The organism is Streptomyces pristinaespiralis, from assembly GCF_001278075.1.
Classification (GTDB): domain Bacteria; phylum Actinomycetota; class Actinomycetes; order Streptomycetales; family Streptomycetaceae; genus Streptomyces; species Streptomyces pristinaespiralis.
In genome coordinates this window covers 6,865,663-6,882,948 of the sequence record NZ_CP011340.1, presented here as the reverse complement: position 1 = coordinate 6,882,948, position 17,286 = coordinate 6,865,663, and the positions used below count along the sequence as shown (strand labels likewise).

General features: G+C 70.8%; 18 protein-coding genes. 6 read left to right on the top strand and 12 right to left on the bottom strand.

Annotated elements, in window-relative coordinates:
• Nucleotides 1-147 precede the first annotated feature (147 nt).
• A complete protein-coding gene (locus SPRI_RS29470; protein WP_037775175.1) occupies nucleotides 148-1,053 on the top strand; it encodes a 5'-3' exonuclease in 906 nt (301 codons plus the stop codon).
• Between the two features lie 62 nt (nucleotides 1,054-1,115).
• Nucleotides 1,116-1,970: a siderophore-interacting protein gene (locus SPRI_RS29465; RefSeq protein WP_005319555.1), complete on the top strand. Its 855-nt coding sequence runs from the start codon at nucleotides 1,116-1,118 to the stop codon at nucleotides 1,968-1,970.
• 43 nt (nucleotides 1,971-2,013) lie between these two features.
• On the opposite strand, the gene SPRI_RS29460 is transcribed toward SPRI_RS29465, so the two are convergent.
• Entirely contained in the window at nucleotides 2,014-2,643 is a 630-nt protein-coding gene (locus SPRI_RS29460; RefSeq protein ID WP_037775170.1) for a MerR family transcriptional regulator, read from the bottom strand.
• Nucleotides 2,644-2,800: 157 nt separating this feature from the next.
• Between SPRI_RS29460 and SPRI_RS29455 the strand changes: the two genes are divergently transcribed.
• The 4 genes from SPRI_RS29455 (at nucleotide 2,801) to SPRI_RS29440 (ending at nucleotide 5,757) form a co-directional block, all read left to right on the top strand.
• Nucleotides 2,801-3,748 carry a hypothetical protein gene (locus SPRI_RS29455; protein ID WP_005319552.1) on the top strand — a complete coding sequence of 316 codons (948 nt, stop codon included), beginning with the start codon at nucleotides 2,801-2,803 and terminating at the stop codon, nucleotides 3,746-3,748.
• The gene (locus SPRI_RS29450; protein WP_005319550.1) at nucleotides 3,745-4,200 is read left to right on the top strand and encodes an ABA4-like family protein; all 456 of its coding nucleotides are present in this window, start codon (nucleotides 3,745-3,747) and stop codon (nucleotides 4,198-4,200) included. Before SPRI_RS29455 ends, SPRI_RS29450 begins: the two co-directional genes overlap by 4 nt.
• Before the next feature lie 136 nt (nucleotides 4,201-4,336).
• On the top strand, nucleotides 4,337-5,317 hold the full coding sequence (locus SPRI_RS29445) for an ADP-ribosylglycohydrolase family protein (RefSeq protein ID WP_005319548.1): 981 nt from the start codon (nucleotides 4,337-4,339) through the stop codon (nucleotides 5,315-5,317).
• A gap of 44 nt (nucleotides 5,318-5,361) precedes the next feature.
• Entirely contained in the window at nucleotides 5,362-5,757 is a 396-nt protein-coding gene (locus tag SPRI_RS29440; RefSeq protein ID WP_037777058.1) for a nuclear transport factor 2 family protein, read from the top strand.
• A gap of 78 nt (nucleotides 5,758-5,835) precedes the next feature.
• Here SPRI_RS29440 and SPRI_RS29435 read toward each other — a convergent pair whose 3' ends face one another.
• From SPRI_RS29435 to SPRI_RS29385, 11 genes are all read right to left on the bottom strand, one after another.
• Complete coding sequence (locus tag SPRI_RS29435) at nucleotides 5,836-8,664, bottom strand: DEAD/DEAH box helicase (protein ID WP_005319545.1); 2,829 nt, start codon at nucleotides 8,662-8,664, stop codon at nucleotides 5,836-5,838.
• Between the two features lie 160 nt (nucleotides 8,665-8,824).
• Nucleotides 8,825-9,730 carry a twin-arginine translocase subunit TatC gene (gene tatC, locus SPRI_RS29430; protein ID WP_037777057.1) on the bottom strand — a complete coding sequence of 302 codons (906 nt, stop codon included), beginning with the start codon at nucleotides 9,728-9,730 and terminating at the stop codon, nucleotides 8,825-8,827.
• A gap of 98 nt (nucleotides 9,731-9,828) precedes the next feature.
• Nucleotides 9,829-10,122, bottom strand: a complete 294-nt coding sequence (gene tatA, locus SPRI_RS29425) for a Sec-independent protein translocase subunit TatA (RefSeq protein WP_005319541.1) — start codon at nucleotides 10,120-10,122, stop codon at nucleotides 9,829-9,831.
• 247 nt (nucleotides 10,123-10,369) lie between these two features.
• Nucleotides 10,370-10,567 carry a hypothetical protein gene (locus SPRI_RS29420; protein WP_005319539.1) on the bottom strand — a complete coding sequence of 66 codons (198 nt, stop codon included), beginning with the start codon at nucleotides 10,565-10,567 and terminating at the stop codon, nucleotides 10,370-10,372.
• 44 nt (nucleotides 10,568-10,611) lie between these two features.
• On the bottom strand, nucleotides 10,612-10,884 hold the full coding sequence (locus SPRI_RS29415; protein WP_050791600.1) for a CpXC domain-containing protein: 273 nt from the start codon (nucleotides 10,882-10,884) through the stop codon (nucleotides 10,612-10,614).
• Nucleotides 10,884-11,906, bottom strand: a complete 1,023-nt coding sequence (locus SPRI_RS29410; protein WP_005319535.1) for a helix-turn-helix transcriptional regulator — start codon at nucleotides 11,904-11,906, stop codon at nucleotides 10,884-10,886. Before SPRI_RS29410 ends, SPRI_RS29415 begins: the two co-directional genes overlap by 1 nt.
• A gap of 13 nt (nucleotides 11,907-11,919) precedes the next feature.
• Nucleotides 11,920-12,879 carry a helix-turn-helix transcriptional regulator gene (locus SPRI_RS29405; protein ID WP_005319533.1) on the bottom strand — a complete coding sequence of 320 codons (960 nt, stop codon included), beginning with the start codon at nucleotides 12,877-12,879 and terminating at the stop codon, nucleotides 11,920-11,922.
• 128 nt (nucleotides 12,880-13,007) lie between these two features.
• Nucleotides 13,008-13,382 (bottom strand): FKBP-type peptidyl-prolyl cis-trans isomerase, encoded by a 375-nt coding sequence (locus tag SPRI_RS29400; RefSeq protein ID WP_005319531.1) that lies wholly within the window; start codon nucleotides 13,380-13,382, stop codon nucleotides 13,008-13,010.
• 65 nt (nucleotides 13,383-13,447) lie between these two features.
• Nucleotides 13,448-14,389 carry an FKBP-type peptidyl-prolyl cis-trans isomerase gene (locus SPRI_RS29395; protein WP_005319529.1) on the bottom strand — a complete coding sequence of 314 codons (942 nt, stop codon included), beginning with the start codon at nucleotides 14,387-14,389 and terminating at the stop codon, nucleotides 13,448-13,450.
• A 119-nt stretch (nucleotides 14,390-14,508) separates the two neighbouring features.
• Nucleotides 14,509-15,870, bottom strand: a complete 1,362-nt coding sequence (gene pafA, locus SPRI_RS29390) for a Pup--protein ligase (RefSeq protein ID WP_005319528.1) — start codon at nucleotides 15,868-15,870, stop codon at nucleotides 14,509-14,511.
• Between the two features lie 9 nt (nucleotides 15,871-15,879).
• The gene (locus tag SPRI_RS29385; RefSeq protein WP_005319527.1) at nucleotides 15,880-17,151 is read right to left on the bottom strand and encodes an MFS transporter; all 1,272 of its coding nucleotides are present in this window, start codon (nucleotides 17,149-17,151) and stop codon (nucleotides 15,880-15,882) included.
• Nucleotides 17,152-17,286: the final 135 nt, after the last annotated feature.

Here is a 17,286-nt window from a genome sequence, read left to right as displayed (position 1 = left end):
GCCTCCCCGGGCGTTCAGAAGTCAAACAGAAGTGTGACCCAGTTCACTTTTCCGTCACGCTCCCGACGTCCGCCGGGGCGCCCGGCTCCGGCTGCGGGCCGCCTGTCGGTGGGGTGCGGCATCATCGTCCCTGTGACCCGACGCCTGATGCTCCTCGACACCGCTTCCCTCTACTTCCGGGCCTACCACGGGGTCCCCGACTCGGTCCGTGCACCCGACGGCACACCGGTGAACGCGGTGCGCGGGCTCATCGACTTCATCGCACGGCTGGTCCAGGACCACCGCCCGGACGATCTGGTCGCCTGCTGGGACAACGACTGGCGGCCCCAGTGGCGCGTCGATCTCATCCCCTCGTACAAGGCGCACCGGGTCGCGGCCGAGCACGACCAGGGCCCGGACGAGGAAGAGGTCCCCGACACCCTCACCCCCCAGATCCCGGTCATCGAAGCCGTCCTGGCGGCGGTGGGCATCGCCCGTGTCGGCGCCGACGGCTACGAGGCGGACGACATCATCGGCACGCTCACCGCGCGGGCCACCGGCCCGGTCGACATCGTCACCGGCGACCGCGACCTGTTCCAACTGGTCGACGACGCGCGGGAACGCCGGGTGCTGTATCCGCTCAAGGGTGTCGGCACCCTTCAGACGACGGACGAGGCCTGGCTGCGCGAGCGGTACGGCGTGGACGGCCCCGGCTATGTGGACCTGGCGCTGCTCAGGGGCGACCCGAGCGACGGACTGCCCGGCGTGCCGGGAATCGGCGAGAAGACCGCGGCCAAGCTCCTCGACACGTACGGCGACCTGGACGGAATCATGGCGGCCGTCGGCGACCGCGGCTCCAAGCTGACCCCCACCCAGCGCCGCCGGCTGGACGAGGCCAGGGCCTATGTGGCCGTCGCTCCGAAGGTCGTCCGGGTCGCCTCCGACGTGGCACTGCCGGAGTTCGACGCCGCGCTGCCGGGCGCACCCCGCGACCCGGTGGCCCTCGACCGGCTGACGGAGCAGTGGGGACTGGGCGGCGCGGTGGTGCGGCTGCTGAACGCCCTGAAGCGCTGAGCCCACGGCGAAGGTGTTAACTTAGGTAAGCCTAAGCACCGATCGCCCAGGGGAGTAACGCCGTGGCAGACCGAGCGGAACGTCCGGCCCGCACATCACCGAAGGTCCATGAGGCGCAGGTGGTGCGCACCGAACGGATCACCCCGCACATGGTGCGGGTCGTGTTCGGGGGCGAAGGGCTGGCCGCGTTCGAGCTCGGCGAGTTCACCGACCACTACGTGAAGCTGCTCTTCCCCGCCGACGGCGTCGCGTATCCGGAGCCGTTCGACATCGAGCAGATCCGCGCGGATTTCCCGCGCGACCAGTGGCCCGCCAACCGTACGTACACGGTGCGGGCCTGGGACGCCGCCCACCGTGAGCTGACGATCGACTTCGTCGTCCACGGCGACGAGGGCCTGGCCGGGCCGTGGGCAGCGCGCGCCGAGGTCGGCGACACGATGCGCCTCCTCGGCCCGGGCGGCGGTTACGCCCCGGCCCCGGACGCGGACTGGCACCTGCTGGCGGGCGACGAGAGCGCGCTGCCGGCGATCGCGGCGTCGCTGGAGCAGATGCCGGCCGGCGCCGTCGTCCACGCCTTCGTCGAGATCGACGGCCCCGCGGACGAACAGAAGACCGCCACCCCCGACGGCGTCGGCATCAACTGGCTCCACCGCGGCGACCGCCCGGTCGGCGCGGCACTCGTCGAGGCGGTGACCGCGCTGGACTTCCCCGAGGGCAAGGTCTGCGCGTTCGTCCACGGCGAGGCGGCGTGCGTGAAGGAACTGCGCCGGCTGCTCAGGGTCGAACGGGGCGTGCCGAAGGAGCAGTTGTCGATCTCGGGTTACTGGCGCCTCGGCCAGACGGACGAGGCGTGGCGCGCGGTGAAGCGCGAGTGGAACGAGCAGGTGGAACGGGAGCAGGAGCGCGGCGAAGCGTGACCTGACCCCTGGGGGCGCCGCCGGTACGGGGCGCCCCTTTCCGTCACTCCCGCCCGTCGAACGCCCGCGCGGACCGGTCCACCTGCGCCAGCCTCCGCAGCGCCGCCATCATCGCGTCACCGACCACCGTGCCGACGACCACGCTCTCCACCAGGTCGTCCCTGCCCAGACGCCGCCCCACATGGGCCACGTCCGCGGCGGCGACCGCTTCCGCCGCGGCGGCGTAGTCGTCCAGGACCTCGGCGAACGCGCCGTGCCCCACCCTCTCCAGCGCCGCCAGGGCCTCCGTCAGCGCCAGTGCCGCCGGGTGGTCGCCGTCCACCGCCCATCCACGGCGCGCGATCAGCTCTTCGACCTTCTCCCGCGCGGCCGCCGGGGCTTCACCGGCCGCCTCGTACCGCGGGACGAGGCGGTCCGTGACGGCGCCCAGCACCTTGTGGAGCGACCGGTCCGGGTCGTCGACGGCGAGGAGCACGTCCCTGATCGAGGAGACGGAGAGCCCGCCGACCTCCAGCAGCGCGCGCACCAGCCGCAGCCTGCGCTCGTGCACGTCGGAGTAGCTGGCCTGGTTCGGGCTGGTCAACTCCCCCGTCGGCAACAGCCCCTCCCGTACGTAGTACTTGATCGTCGGTACCGGCACCCCGGTCCTGCGGCTCAACTCACCGATGCGCACCGCGTGTTCACCCTTCGCCTCTTGCCATCCTCGGCCCCCATCATAGATAGTTCCACTACCTGATAGCGATAAGCGCCACTATCCATAATTTCCCGGGGGTACATCCATGTCCGCTTCCTCGTCCTCACCGCCCTGGCTCTCCTGGCACCGGCCGCTCATGGTGTTCGCCGGCTCGATGGCACTGCTGACCGTGGCCACGGCGGTGGGCCTGGTGGTGGACGACCGTCTTGTCGCCGGGTCACCGGTCTGGTTCAAGCCCTTCAAGTTCTCCGTCTCGTTCCTCGCCTACGCGCTCTCGCTCGCCTGGATGCTGTCCTTACTGCCCCGCTTCCGGCGCGCCGGCTGGTGGGCCGGCACCGTCGTCGCCGTAGCGAGCGCGATCGAGATGGTCCTGATCACGGGTCAGGCGGCTCGCGGCAGGCGCAGCCACTTCAACCACGAGACGCCCTTCGACAAGGCCCTGTTCGACACCATGGCGGTGACCGTCGTGGTCCTGTGGGCCGGTGCGCTGGTCATCGCGGTGCTGCTGTTCCGCACCCGGCAGACCGACCGGGGCCTGGCCCTCGCCCTGCGGTTCGGCTCGGTGCTCTCCCTGGCCGGCGCGGCTCTCGGATTCCGGATGGCGCGGCCGACGCCCGAGCAGCGCGCGGAGGCACTGACCGGTGACCCGCGGGTGGTGGGGGCACACGGCGTCGGCGTGACGGACGGCAGCGGTTCCACGATGGCGCTGACGGGCTGGGAGACGGCCGGCGGGGACCTGCGGGTGCCGCACTTCGTGGGACTGCACGCTCTGCAGGTTCTCCCGTTCGTCCTGCTCGCTCTGGTGCTGCTGGCCCCCCGCTTCGCCCGGCTCCGGGACGAGCGGGTCCGGCTGCGGCTGGTCCTCGTCGCCTCGGGGGCGTACACCGCACTGTTCGCGCTGGTGACCTGGCAGGCGCTGCGCGGCCAGGCCCTCACCGACCCGGACGGGGCGACACTCGGCGCCGCCGCCGTGATCGTGCTCGCCGCGGCTGCCGGCGGCCGGGCGGCACTTCGCGGGTCTTCCCCGCCGCCGGCACCTGTGAACAGGCCCTCCGACAACCACCGCAAGGAGCTCTCCGTATGACCGGCTTCCTCTTCGAACTGTCCTTCTGGCTCGCCGCGCCCGTCTGGCTGCTGCTGATCTTCATGCCCGGCCGGCGGATCACCGAGCGCGTCGCCGCCTCGCCCCTGACGGTCGTGCCCGTGCTGCTGGTGTACCTGGCGATGGCCGCGCCGGTGTTCCCCGAACTGTGGTCCGCGGTCAGCAGCCCCGACATCGACGTGTTCCGTGACCTCACCGCCCGCGCGAACGGCGCGGGCGCCGTCTGGGCCCAGGTCATCGCCTGGGACCTGCTGCTCGGCCAGTGGATGTACCGCGAGGCACGGCGGCTCGGCATCCACCCTTGGGTGATGGGCCCGCTGCTGGTGCTCACGATCCTGCTCTCGCCTATCGGCCTGCTCGTCTTCCTGGTGCTGCGCGCCGCCCGTCAGCCGCGGCACGCCACGGCCGGGCGCGAGGTGCCCCTGCGGTCGTGACCCCCGCCGCGGCGCACGCCGGACCGGTCCAGGGGGTGCGGCTCCGCATACCTGACGGGATGTCCGCTCGACGCGTCCGGACCGACGGTGAAGCGCACCCGTTCCGAGCACCCCACCGGCCCTTTAGGGTGGCGGGATGACGGACCCTCACCTCGCTGCCTCAAGGACGGCACGCGCGATCGGCTGCGTCGTCGGCTCAGCGGTCGGTGACGCGCTCGGCGCACCGTTCGAGTTCGGTGAACCGGGTGTGTACCGCGTCCGGTTCCCCGACGGCGTCGGCGAGATGTGCGGCGGCGGTGGCTGGGATCCCGGCGAGGCGACGGACGACACGCAGATGGCCGTCCTGGTGGGTGAGTCCCTTCTGGAGCACGGCGGGCTCGAACCGGCCGATGTCTTCCGGCGGTTCCAGCGCTGGGCGGCGAGCGATCCGAAGGACATCGGCCTGCAGACGGAGGACGTGCTCACCGGCGGCGATCCGTGGGACACGGCCGCCGCACGGCACTTCGACAGGACCGGCCGGGCCGCGGGGAACGGCTCGTTGATGCGGGCGGCCACTTCCGCGGTCTTCTACGCCGGGGCGGGGCGGGACGCCTCCATGGCGGGGGCCCGCCGTATCGCCGCCCTCACCCACGGCGACCGGGCCGCCTGGGAAGGGACGGCTGTCCTCCATGAGCTGATCCGCGTCGCCCTGGCCGGTGAGGACCCGCTCGCCGCGGTCCCGGCGACGCTCGAGCAGGTCCACGGTGACCACCGCGCCCGCTGGGCGACCGTGCTGTCCGACGGCTGGCACCCGGACGACGCCACGGAGTTCAACGGCGCCGCCTGGCCCTGTTTCGGGTCGGCGCTGTGGGCGTTGCGTACGACCACGTCGTTCGAGGAGTCCCTCGCGGCGGCGATCGACCTCGGGGGCGACACCGACACGGTGGCCGCCGTGACGGGCGCCCTCGCCGGGGCGGTGTACGGCGTCGAAGCCGTCCCCGAGCGCTGGACGGCGCCGTTGCACGTCCCGCTGCCGGGGTTCGGCGGCCGGGTGCTCCGCCTCTCGGAGCTCACCGGCCTGGCCGTCGCGCTGGCCGGCGCTCCGGGCCGTGGACAGTGGGTGCGGCCCGGCGGATGATGGACAACGGACAGGAAATATCCGGACGGAAGGTGTGGATCACCATGTCCGAACACCCTGACTGCGCCCTGGTCCGCCGGGGCTACACAGCGTTCGCCGCGGGCGACATGAACACTCTCAGTGAACTGATCACCGCCGACGCCGTCTACCACGTTCCCGGCGACAACATCCTCTCCGGGCATCACAAGGGCCGGGACGCGATCCTCGAGCTGTTCCGCCGCATGGGCGAGGAGACCGCCGGCACGATGCAGATCCAGCTCGAGGCGGTGCTCGCCGACGGGCGCGGTCACGTGATGTCGTTCCACACGGCGCGCGCGGACCGGGGCGACCGAGGTATCGAGATCCGTCAAGGGCTGTTCTTCAGGATCGTGGGGGGAAAGGTCACCGACATCGACGAGTGCGTCGAGGACATCGAGGAAGAGAACACCTTCTGGCGGTGACTTCCCGCGTGGCTTTTCGGCGGTGACCTCTCGCGGTGACGCGGAAGGGCCCCGGCCGCCGCGGCCGGGGCCCGTCGCTCAGCCGACCGAGCTGTACGCCACCACACCACGCAGCAGCGCGTCGACCGCCTTGCGGGCGTTCTTCGACACGGTGCTGTTCTCCCGGGGCGCGGCCGCGGCGATCTGGCCGAGCACGTCGATGACCTGCTTGCACCAGCGCACGAAGTCGCCGGCCGGCATGCCGACCTCCCCGAGCACCTCGTCGAGCCCCTTGTCGGACGCCCACTGGTGGGCCGCCCAGGCGAAGCCGAGGTCCGGCTCCCGCTGCCCGACGCCCTCCGCCTGGTTGATCCTGAACTCCTCCTCCAGGGCGTCCAGCCGGCCCCAGATGCGGACCATCTCGGCGAGGGCCACCTTCGCCTTCCCGGCCGGGACCTTGGGCGCGACCGCGTCGTCCGACTGCCGCGCCTCGTACACCAACGCCGAGACGCAGGCGGCCAGTTCCGCCGGGTTCAGGCCCTCCCAGACGCCTTCGCGAAGGCATTCGCTCGCCAGCAGGTCCAGCTCGCCGTAGAGGCGTGCCAGACGCTTGCCGTCCTCGGTGACCTCGTCGCCACGGAGGTAGTCCATCTCCGTCAGCAGCGCCACGATCCGGTCGAAGGTCCGCGCGATGGTGTTCGTACGGCCCTCGATACGGCGCTCCAGCTGCCGGGTGTCGCGCTGGAGACGGAAGTACCGCTCGGCCCAGCGGGCGTGGTCCTCACGTTCGTCGCAGCCGTGGCAGGGGTGGGCGCGCAACTGGGCACGCAGCCGGGAGATCTCCCGGTCGTCCGCGGCGGCGGACCGCCGCTTGCCGTGCCGCTCGGGCACGATGTGCCCCGCCTTGGTGCGCAGCGCCGAGGCGAGGTCCCGACGGGACTGCGGGGAACGGGGGTTGAAGGACTTGGGGATGCGCATCCGCTCCAGCGCCTCGACCGGCACCGGGAAGTCGATCGACGCCAGCCGCTTCACCTGCCGCTCGGAGGTGAGGACCAGCGGCCGCGGCCCGTCGTGGTGCTCCAGGCCCCGGTGGCCGTTGGTGCGGCCGGCCGGCAGCCCCGGGTCGAGGACCAGTGCCAGCCCGGCGAACTTGCCCGTGGGGACATGGATGACGTCGCCCGGCTTGAGCTTCTCCAGCGAGGTCGCGGCGGCCGCCCTGCGCTGCGCTGCGCCCTGCTTGGCGAGTTCGGTCTCACGGTCCTTCAGGTCGCGGCGCAGCCGTGCGTACTCGGTGAAGTCGCCCAGGTGGCAGGTCATGCCCTCCCGGTAGCCCTCGAGGCCTTCCTCGTTGCGCTGCACCTGGCGGGAGATGCCGACGACGGACTTGTCCGCCTGGAACTGCGCGAAGGACGTCTCCAGCAGTTCCCGCGAGCGGTGCCGGCCGAACTGCTGGGTGAGGTTGACGGCCATGTTGTACGACGGCTTGAAGCTTGAGCGCAGCGGGTACGTCCGGGTGCCGGCGAGCCCCGCCAGCGCCTCCGGGTCCATCGCCCGCTGCCACAGGACCACCGCGTGGCCCTCGACATCGATGCCGCGGCGGCCGGCGCGGCCGGTCAACTGGGTGTACTCGCCGGGGGTGATGTCCGCGTGCTGCTCGCCGTTCCACTTGACGAGCTTCTCCAACACCACTGAACGGGCGGGCATGTTGATGCCCAGCGCCAGCGTCTCCGTGGCGAACACGGCCTTCACCAGGCCCCGTACGAACAGCTCCTCGACGACTTCCTTGAAGGTGGGCAGCATGCCGGCGTGGTGCGCGGCGATACCCCGCTCCAGGCCCTCCAGCCACTCGTAGTAGCCGAGGACATGAAGGTCTTCGCCGGGGATGGAGGCGGTACGGTCCTCGACGATCTCGCGCACTTCTCTGCGCGCGTCCTCGTCGTTGAGCCGCAGACCGGCGTACAGGCACTGCTGCACGGCGGCTTCGCAGCCCGCCCGGCTGAAGATGAACGTGATGGCGGGGAGCAGTCCCTCCGCGTCGAGCCGGTCGATGACCTCCGACCGGGCGGGCGTCCAGATGCGGCTGCGCTGGCGCCGCTCGCGCTCCCGGTCCGCCTCGCGCACCATCTTCCCGCGGCGCCGGTCACGCGGGTTGTAGGTGCGGCTGTTCTCCATCCTGGCCAGCCGGACGAGATCGGGGTTGACCTCGCGGCGGGCGACGCCGCGGCCGCCGTGGTCGGTCTCCTCCTCGAAGAGGTCGTACATCCGCCGCCCCGCGAGGACGTGCTGCCACAGGGGCACGGGCCGGTGTTCGGAGACGATGACCTCGGTGTCGCCGCGCACGGTGTCGAGCCAGTCGCCGAACTCCTCCGCGTTCGACACGGTCGCCGAGAGTGACACCAGGGTCACCGACTCGGGGAGGTGGATGATGACTTCCTCCCAGACGGCGCCGCGGAAACGGTCGGAGAGGTAGTGCACCTCGTCCATGACGACGTAGCCGAGGCCCATCAGCGACTGGGAGCCCGCGTAGAGCATGTTGCGCAGCACCTCGGTGGTCATGACGACCACCGGAGCACCGGAGTTGACGCTGTTGTCGCCGGTCAGCAGCCCGACCTTCTCCGCGCCGTAACGCTTGACCAGGTCGCTGTACTTCTGGTTGGAGAGCGCCTTGATGGGCGTGGTGTAGAAGCACTTGCGGCCCTGCTCGAGGGCGAGGTGGACGGCGAACTCGCCGACGATCGTCTTGCCCGAGCCGGTGGGCGCGGCGACGAGCACGCCCTTGCCCGCCTCCAGGGCCTGGCATGCCTCGATCTGGAAGGGATCGAGTTCGAAGTCGTACATCGCTCGGAAGGGGGCCAGCGCAGTGGCCTCCTCGGCGGCGCGGACGCGGGCGGCGGCATAGCGCTCTGCGGGAGAGAGGTCCTCGGTCATCTTGTTCACGAGCCTACCCGCCCCCTCTGACACTGAGCGGATCTTTAATCGGACGAGAGCACCTACCGCTGGGAGTACCCGCCATGACCGGCCGCGATGCATACGCGGACGGGGCCCGCCGGATCGGCGGGCCCCGCACGGGTCTGGTGGCGCTCGCGCCTCAGGTGATGTCGTCGTAGCCGTTCAGGCGGTTCGTACGGCCGCCGTCGGCCTCGCCGGTGGCCTGCTCGGGAAGCGCGCGGGCGGCGGCGGAGACGGGCTCCACCTCGCCGAGCGCGGCGGGCGTGAGATCGAGGTCGGACGCCTCGTCGTCGTCGAGCTCCGCGTCGGGGTCGTTACGGCGGCGGCGCCGGTCGTTGAGCATCGAGAACCCGACCGCGCAGAAGTAGAGCAGGATGATCGGTCCGGACAGGGCGACCATGCCCAGCGGGTCGGTCGAGGGGGTGGCGATCGCACCGAAGACGAAGATGCCCATGACGGCGCCGCGCCACCAGCCGAGCATCCGCCGGCCGGTCACCATCCCGGTCAGGTTGAGCATGATCAGGAGCAGCGGCAGCTCGAACGAGAACCCGAAGATCAGCACCATCCGGACGGTGAAGTCCAGGATCTTGTCGACGCTGAGCAGGTTCTCCGCGGGAGCGGGCGTGATGGAGAGCAGGACCTTCATGCTCACCGGCATGACGAGGTAGGCGAAGTACGCGCCGCCGGCGAACAGCGGCGCGGCCGCGGCGGCGAAGTAGTAGCTGTACTTCTTCTCGTTCTTGTGCAGGCCGGGCGCGACGAAGGCCCACATCTGGTAGAGCCAGACCGGGCAGGACACGATGATGCCCGCCATCAGCACGACCTTGACCGTCGTGGTGAACGGCGAGAGCAGGTCGGTGTAGACGACCCTGGCGCAGACGCCGCCCTTCTGGGGGCCGTCCCCGACGCACTCGGGCACCGGTGAGGTGAGGAACTCCATCAGCTCCTGGCTGTACGCGACAGCGGCGACGGAGGCGATGACGATCGCCAGCATCGCCTTCGCGAGCCGGTTGCGGAGCTCACGAAGATGGTCCGCGAGCGGCATGCGCCCCTCGGGGTCCTTCTCCTTCAGTTTCGAGCGGGCAGGCTTGAGCAACCCACGTCCTCATCTCGTGCGGCAGGCCACGGTCACGTGACCTTGGGTCAGCGCTGGGGGGTGTCGGTGGGCTCGCTCACGGGGCGGGCGCTGGTGACGTCACCGGGCGCAGCCTGGATGGTGCGGTGCGGGGTCTGGGTGTCGCCCTGGGCCGGGTCCTTGGGCTCCGCGGGGGCCGCCGCGGGCTGCCCCTCGGACTTCATCGCCTTGGCCTCGCTCTTCAGGATCCGCGCGGACTTGCCGAGCGAACGTGCCATGTCCGGAAGCTTCTTGGCGCCGAACAGCAGCAGGATGAGGAGCGCGATGATGATGATCTCGGTGGGCCCGATCTGTCGGAACATAACTGTGTCTACCTTCTCACCGAGGCGGCTTGGGGCTCTGGCTGCTGACCGCGGTAGGACAGGCGTCCGAACCGCGACCGGCAAGCGATCGTAACTCGCACGGGTAAACGCATGGCAATCCCCGTGCGTACTCCCGTCAGCGGTCGGCGCCTCATCACCGGTGCCGCCACCAGCAGCGTACCGCCAGGGCCTGCGCCGCAGGAGGGGGCGTCGGCGGTCTCCGGCCGGGCTCGAGCCTCGCGTCCGCTCAGCGGAGAGTCTCGCCCGAGCGGGCCAGGGACGTCGCGGCCCGCTCCAGGTCCTCCGCGGCCCTGTTGATCCGCTCCGTCGTACGGGCGACCTCGCTGCCCAGACGCCGGGCCTCGATGAAGACCCTGATTCCGAGGACGCCGAGGACGGCGATCCCGAGGAAGCCGAGTGCGATGGCGAGCATGGGCCAGAACATGCGCAGAGCCTAGACCGTTCCTGGAGCGGTTTCCGAGCGGGACGTCACACGGTGGAGTGCAGGCGCAGGGTCCGCACCCCGCCGCCGGTGAGCAGCTCCACGATGCGTTCACCGGCCGGCTTGCGGACCGCGGAGCCGCATTCGGGGCAGGTGAAGGAGTAGAACGTGGTGCGGCGACTGCCGCCTATCGCCAGGCGCAGGGCGCCGGCGGACAGCTCGAACCGGGCCCGGCAGTCGGGGCACGCGGCCTTGAAGAGCACCGGCCCGACGCGGGCGGGGACAGGCGTCATCGCCGGAACACCGGGAGTCACGGTCATCAGGCGCCTGCTCCCTGCTCCTGCCGGTCCTGGTGCTCCTGGCGTTCCGCGCGGTGCTCCTCGGCCTCGTAGGCGGCGAGCGCCTCGCGCGCGGCGGTGCGGGCGCTGTCCGCGAGCTCCTGCGGCGACACGATCCGGCCGTCCCTGCCCAGCCGCAGCGCCAGCCGGCGCAGCGAGGCGGGCGACGGCGTGCGCAGGGTGATGCGCAGACCTCCGTCGGGCAGTTCCTCCGCCAGGTCGTGCGGGTAGTACTCGGCCACCCAGCGCCCGCCGGGCGCCACCTCCACGACGACCTCGGGGTCGTCGGCGGAGGGCTGCACCAGGCCCTCCGAGAGGTCACGCAGTTCGATCTCGGGCGGTGCGGCGGGGGCGTCTAGCAGCCGGATCTCCGCGACCCGGTCGAGGCGGAAGGTCCGGCGCGCCTCCGAGAGGCGGCACCAGGCCTCCATGTACGTGTGGCCGACCGCGAAGAGCCGGATCGGGTCCACCTCGCGCTCGGTGAGTTCGTCACGTGCGGGCGAGTAGTACTTCAGCCACAGCCGCCGGCGCTCCGAGATCGCCCGGTCCACCTCGGCGAAGACGCCGCCCTCCGACTCGAAGGTCACCGAGAGCCGGGAGGAGGCGCCCGCCGCCTCACCGGCCGCCCCCTCGATCTTGGCGGTGGCCCGTACCAGCGCCTCGCGGTCGCCCTCCCGCAGTCCGGGCAGGGTCGCGACGGCGCGTGCCGCGACCAGCAGGGCGGTCGCCTCGTCGGCGGCCAGCCGCAGCGGCTCGGCGGTGGACTCGCCGGACGCGTCCGGGTTGCGCCACCAGATCCGCTCGCCGTCGGTGTCGATGTCGAGCAGGTCGCCGCCGCGGAAGCTCGTCCCGCACATGGGCAGCACGTCGAGGTCGGAGATCAGCTCGTCCTCGGTGATGCCGAAGGCGCGGGCGACGTCCGCGATACGGGCGCCGGGGCGCTCGCGCAGGTACGTCACCAGCGACAGCATCCGCCGGGTCTGGTCGATGGCGTTGATCGCCATGTCGTGCGCCCCCTCAGCCCTTGGCCACGGCGCGCAGCCGGTCGACCACGTCCGCCCGCAGGTCCGCGGGCTCCAGTACGACGACGTCCGGGCCGAACTCGACGAGCCAGGCGTCCAGACCGTGTCCGTACGGGATCTCCAACTCGTCCCATCCGTCGCCGAGTTCCCGCACCTCGGTCGCCCTCGAGCGCAGCGGGTAGCCGCAGTCGCTCCGCAGCCTGATGCGCGCCGTCCGGGTCGCCGTCTCACCGGCCCAGCTCTCGACGGTCTCGCGGACGGTGACGACGTCGGGCACGGGCGCGGTGAACGCCCCCGAGCGGGACGTGCGCACCTTGCCGGTGATGCGCGAGAGGCGGAAGACCCGCTCGGCGCCACGGCTGCGGTCGAAGCCGGCCAGGTACCAGTGGCCCCGCCAGCACTCGAGCGTCCACGGTTCCACATGGCGCTGCTCGGGACGGGCCGAGTTGGCCTTGCGGTAGTCGAAGAGGACCGGCCGGCGGTCGCGGCAGGCCAGCATCAGCGGTTCGAAGGCCGCCTCATGGACCGGGATACGCGGTTCGAGGGCGCTGTGCTGGAGCTCGAAGGCGTCCTCGGCCTCCGGCATGCCTGCCGCCCGCAGCTTCTGCAGGGCGCCGCTGGCGGCCCCCGCCAGGCGCGCCTGCTGCCACACCTTGGCGGCGAGGCCCAGGGCGGCGGCCTCCTCCGCGTCGAGTGTGATCGGCGGGAGCCGGTTGCTGTCCCGGCGCGCGAGGTAGCCGATGTCCCCGTCGAGGGACTCCACCGTCTCGATCACCAGACCGAGTTCCCGCAGGTCGTCCTTGTCACGTTCGAACATGCGGTTGAACGAGTCGTCGGAACCCGCTTCGAGGTAGGCCTCGATGGACCCGCGCAGCTCGCGCTTGCTGAGGGGACGCCGGGTCCCCAGCAGACACAGCGCCAGATTCATCAGCCGCTCGGCCTTGGCAATCGCCATCGACGCCCTTCACCTCTTTTATGAAATCCCTTACGCCCGTCGACCGTACCGCCCCGGGGTGTCCGGACAAAAGCGAGGGCCCGTGCCGGACAGGCACGGGCCCTCATGTCGTCGCTCCGCGACGGACCTCAGACCGCGACGAGGTCGCAGACGAAGATCAGCGTCTCGCCCGGGGCGATGCGGCCGCCGCCGGCGCCACGGTCACCGTAGGCGAGGTGCGCCGGGATGATCAGCTGGCGGCGCCCGCCGACCTTCATGCCCTGCACGCCCTGGTCCCAGCCGGAGATGACCTGGCCGACGCCCAGCTGGAACTGCAGCGGGGTGCCGCGGTTCCAGGACGCGTCGAACTCCTCACCGGTGGAGAAGGCCACGCCCACGTAGTGGACGGAGACGGTGTCGCCCGCCTTCGCCACCGGGCCGTCGCCCTCCCAGATGTCCTTGATCTCCAGGTCGGCCGGCGGCTCGCCGCCCGGGAAGTCGATCTCGGGCTTCTCGATGCTCACGGTCTTGCTCCTTGCGTTTCTCTGTGTGATCAACCGGGACAGTCTTGCAGAACGTCCCGGTCGTCCTACTGAACGGCCAGGATGTCGACCGTGAAGACGAGGGTCGACTTGGCCGGGATGCCCTGCTGCTCCTGGTCGCCGTAGCCCATGTCCGGCGGGACGACGAGCAGCACGCGGCTGCCGACCTTCTTGCCCTCGAGGCCCTTCTGCCAGCCGGGGATGACCTGGGCGAGCGGGAAGCTCACCGGCGCGTTGCCCCGGCCGTAGCTGCTGTCGAACTCCTTGCCGTCCTTCCACAGGACGCCCTGGTACTTCACGGACAGGGTGTCCGTGGCCTTCACCGCGGGACCGGTGCCCTCGATCACGTAGTTCGAAACCAGCTTGGACGGCGCGTCCTTCTTGGGCACCGTCAGCGACGGCTTCTCGCCGTCGGTGTTCGTGCCGACCTTGGGCAGGTCGATGTTGTCCTGGGCGACCTCGCTGCCCTTGGCGGACGTCGGGAGCGTGGTGCCCTTGACGATGTCCATGACGAAGACCAGCGTCGAGTTGGCCGGGATGCTGCCCTGCTCCTGCGCGCCGTAACCGAGCTCCGGCGGGATCGCCACCTCGAGGCGGCTGCCGACCTTCTGGCCGTCGAGCGCCTTCTGCCAGCCCTCGATGACACCGCCGCCGCCGAGCGTCACGGTGAACGGCTCGCCGCGGTCGAAGCTGTTGTCGAACGGCTCCTCGCCGTCCCACACCTGGCCCAGGTAGTCGACCTGGGCGACGTCGCCCTTCTTGAGGGTCTGGCCCTTGCCCTCGCTGACGACGTTGACCTTCAGGTCCTTGGGAGGCTCGCCCTCGCCCTTGGCAAGGGTGGGCTTCTCGCCGAACTTCGCACCCTCGGTGATCGTGGGCAGCCCGTTCGTCATCGAGGCGGAAGCGGAATCGGAGCCCTTGTCGTCACCGCATGCCGCTGTCGTCAACAGCAGCAGGGGTACGACGAGCAGGCCGGCAAGTCGGCGCACGTGTTCCTCAGATCTCTAACGGCTTGGTAGATGCGGACACTCTAGGGCGTGCCGAGGGCCCCGCACGAGAAACGTACGGGGCCCGGGTGACGTTCCGACACACGTGCGACGGGCTCGGATCACATGCCGGCGATGAGCTTCTCCACCCTGTCGTCGACCGACCGGAAGGGGTCCTTGCACAGCACGGTGCGCTGCGCCTGGTCGTTGAGCTTGAGGTGCACCCAGTCGACGGTGAAGTCCCGCCGCTGCTCCTGGGCCCTGCGGATGAAGTCGCCGCGCAGCCGCGCCCTGGTGGTCTGCGGGGGCACCGACTTGCCCTCGAAGATCTTCAGGTCGTTGCAGATCCGGGCGGCCTGGCCCTTCTTCTCGAGGAGGTAGTACAGACCGCGCCTGCGGTGGATGTCGTGGTAGGCGAGGTCTATCTGCGCGACCCTCGGGTGCGACATGGACATGTTGTGCTTGGCCCGGTACCGCTCCAGCAGCTTGTACTTCATGACCCAGTCGATCTCGGTGCCGATCCGGTCGAGGTCCTCCTCCTCGATGGCGTCCAGCGTGCGGCCCCACAGCTCAAGGACCTGCTCGACCGTGCCGGTGCGGATGCCACGGCGGTCGACGAAGTCGACGGCCTTCTCGTAGTACTCGCGCTGGACCTCGAGCGCGGAGGCCTCCCGGCCGCTGGCCAGGCGCACCTTGCGCTGGCCCGTTATGTCGTGGCTGACCTCGCGGATGGCCCGGATCGGGTTCTCCAGCGTGAGGTCGCGCATGACCGTGCCCGCCTCGATCATGCGCAGGACGAGGTCCGTCGCGCCGACCTTCAGCAGCATCGTCGTCTCCGACATGTTGGAGTCGCCGACGATGACGTGGAGCCGGCGGTAGCGCTCGGCGTCCGCGTGCGGTTCGTCACGGGTGTTGATGATGGGGCGCGAGCGGGTGGTGGCGGAACTGACGCCCTCCCAGATGTGCTCCGCGCGCTGGCTGACGCAGAACACCGCTCCGCGGGGCGTCTGCAGCACCTTTCCCGCGCCGCAGAGCAACTGCCTCGTGACGAGGAACGGAATCAGGATGTCGGCCAGCCGCGAGAACTCGCCATGGCGCGCGACGAGATAGTTCTCGTGGCAGCCGTAGGAGTTTCCCGCCGAGTCGGTGTTGTTCTTGAAGAGATAGACGTCGCCCGCGATTCCTTCCTCGTGCAGGCGGCGCTCGGCGTCGACGAGAAGGCCTTCGAGAATGCGCTCGCCGGCCTTGTCATGCGTGACCAGCTCGGTCACGTTGTCGCATTCAGGTGTTGCGTATTCCGGATGCGAACCCACGTCGAGGTACAGGCGGGCTCCGTTCCGCAGAAAGACATTGCTGCTGCGGCCCCATGACACGACACGGCGGAAGAGGTAGCGCGCCACTTCGTCAGGTGACAGTCGGCGCTGTCCCCTGAACGTGCACGTGACGCCGTACTCGTTCTCCAGCCCGAAAATGCGGCGGTCCATGTCTGAACATTACGCCTCACGGCCTGAGCTGAAACCGGGTTGGGCGGCACCGTTTCGATCATTTTCCGATGAGTGGGTGCCGGAGCCCGTGATGTCGTCGGTACGGCCGGGAACCGCCAGCACCCGCTGAGTGGCCGTCAGAACCAGCAGCGCGGCGATCCCTCCCGCCCCGGCGACCGCGAAACTCCACGCGGTACCGCCGATCTCGACGGCCGGACCCGCCACCGCCGTGCCTGCCGCCGCGCCCACGCCGAAGGTGGTCACGAGCCAGGAGAACGCCTCGGTGACCGTGCCGCGCGGAGCGTGCCGGTCGACGACGATGAACGCGCAGGCGATCGCCGGCGCCAGGAACACGCCCGCGACGGCCGACAGGGCCGTCATGGCGGCCACACCCGGCGTGAGGATCAGCGGGAGGTATCCGAGGGCCAGCAGGGCCACGATGATCCGCAGCCGCCGCTCTGGGGCGCCCGCCCACTGCCGCGCCCCGTACACGGACCCGCCGACGAGGGCGCCGAGGCCCAGCGCCGCCATCAGCCAGCCGTACACCGACTCGCGGCCGTGGTCGTCGGCGTAGGCGACGCCCGCGACCGTGATCGAGCCCAGGGCCAGGCCGACGAAGAAGAACGCGCCGAGGAGGGCCAGCAGCCCCGGCGAGCGCAGCGCGCCCAGCCAGTGGGCCTCCCGGGGCGCGGAGCGCCAGGCGCGGGACGGCTTCGACATCACGACCGACAGCGCGCCGACGACCCCTATGGCGTTGATGACGAACAGCGCCGCGCCGGGCGACCACAGCGAGACGAGCAGCGTCACGAGCAGCGGCCCGACGGTGAACATGATCTCCTGGGCCACCGCGTCCATGGCGTACGCCCGGTGCACACGTTCCTCGCGGCCCAGCACGCTCGGCCACAGGGCCCGCAGACCGCCCTCGAGCGGCGGGGTGAACAGGCCCGCGACGCTCACGGCGGCGTACGCGAGGACCAGCGACCCGGTGCCGGCCGCGGCGAGCAGGAACATGCCGAGTGCGGAGACGACGGCGGCGGGCAGTTGCACCCGCGGCTGCCCGTACAGGTCGACGGCCCGGCCCAGCAGCGGCTGGCCGACGGCGGTGGCGAGGCCGTACACGGCGGCGAGCGCGCCCGCGAGCGTGTAGCTGCCCCCTTCCGCGCGGGTGAACAGCACGATGGCGATGTGCGCCGTCGCGTTGGGCAGCCGGCCGACCAGGGTGCCGGTGAGCAGGCGTGCCGCGTGCGGCGCCTTGAGGATGTCTGCGTACCCGGCGGCCATGCCGTCCCCTCTCCCCCGGCTTCCGTCGAGGTTTTACGTATAACTTCGTGGTCCATACGTACCATGTCGACAGTCCGCGGGTCCACAAGGCCGCCGCCCCGGACGTCGCGACAACTCCGACGGGCGGCCGAGGAC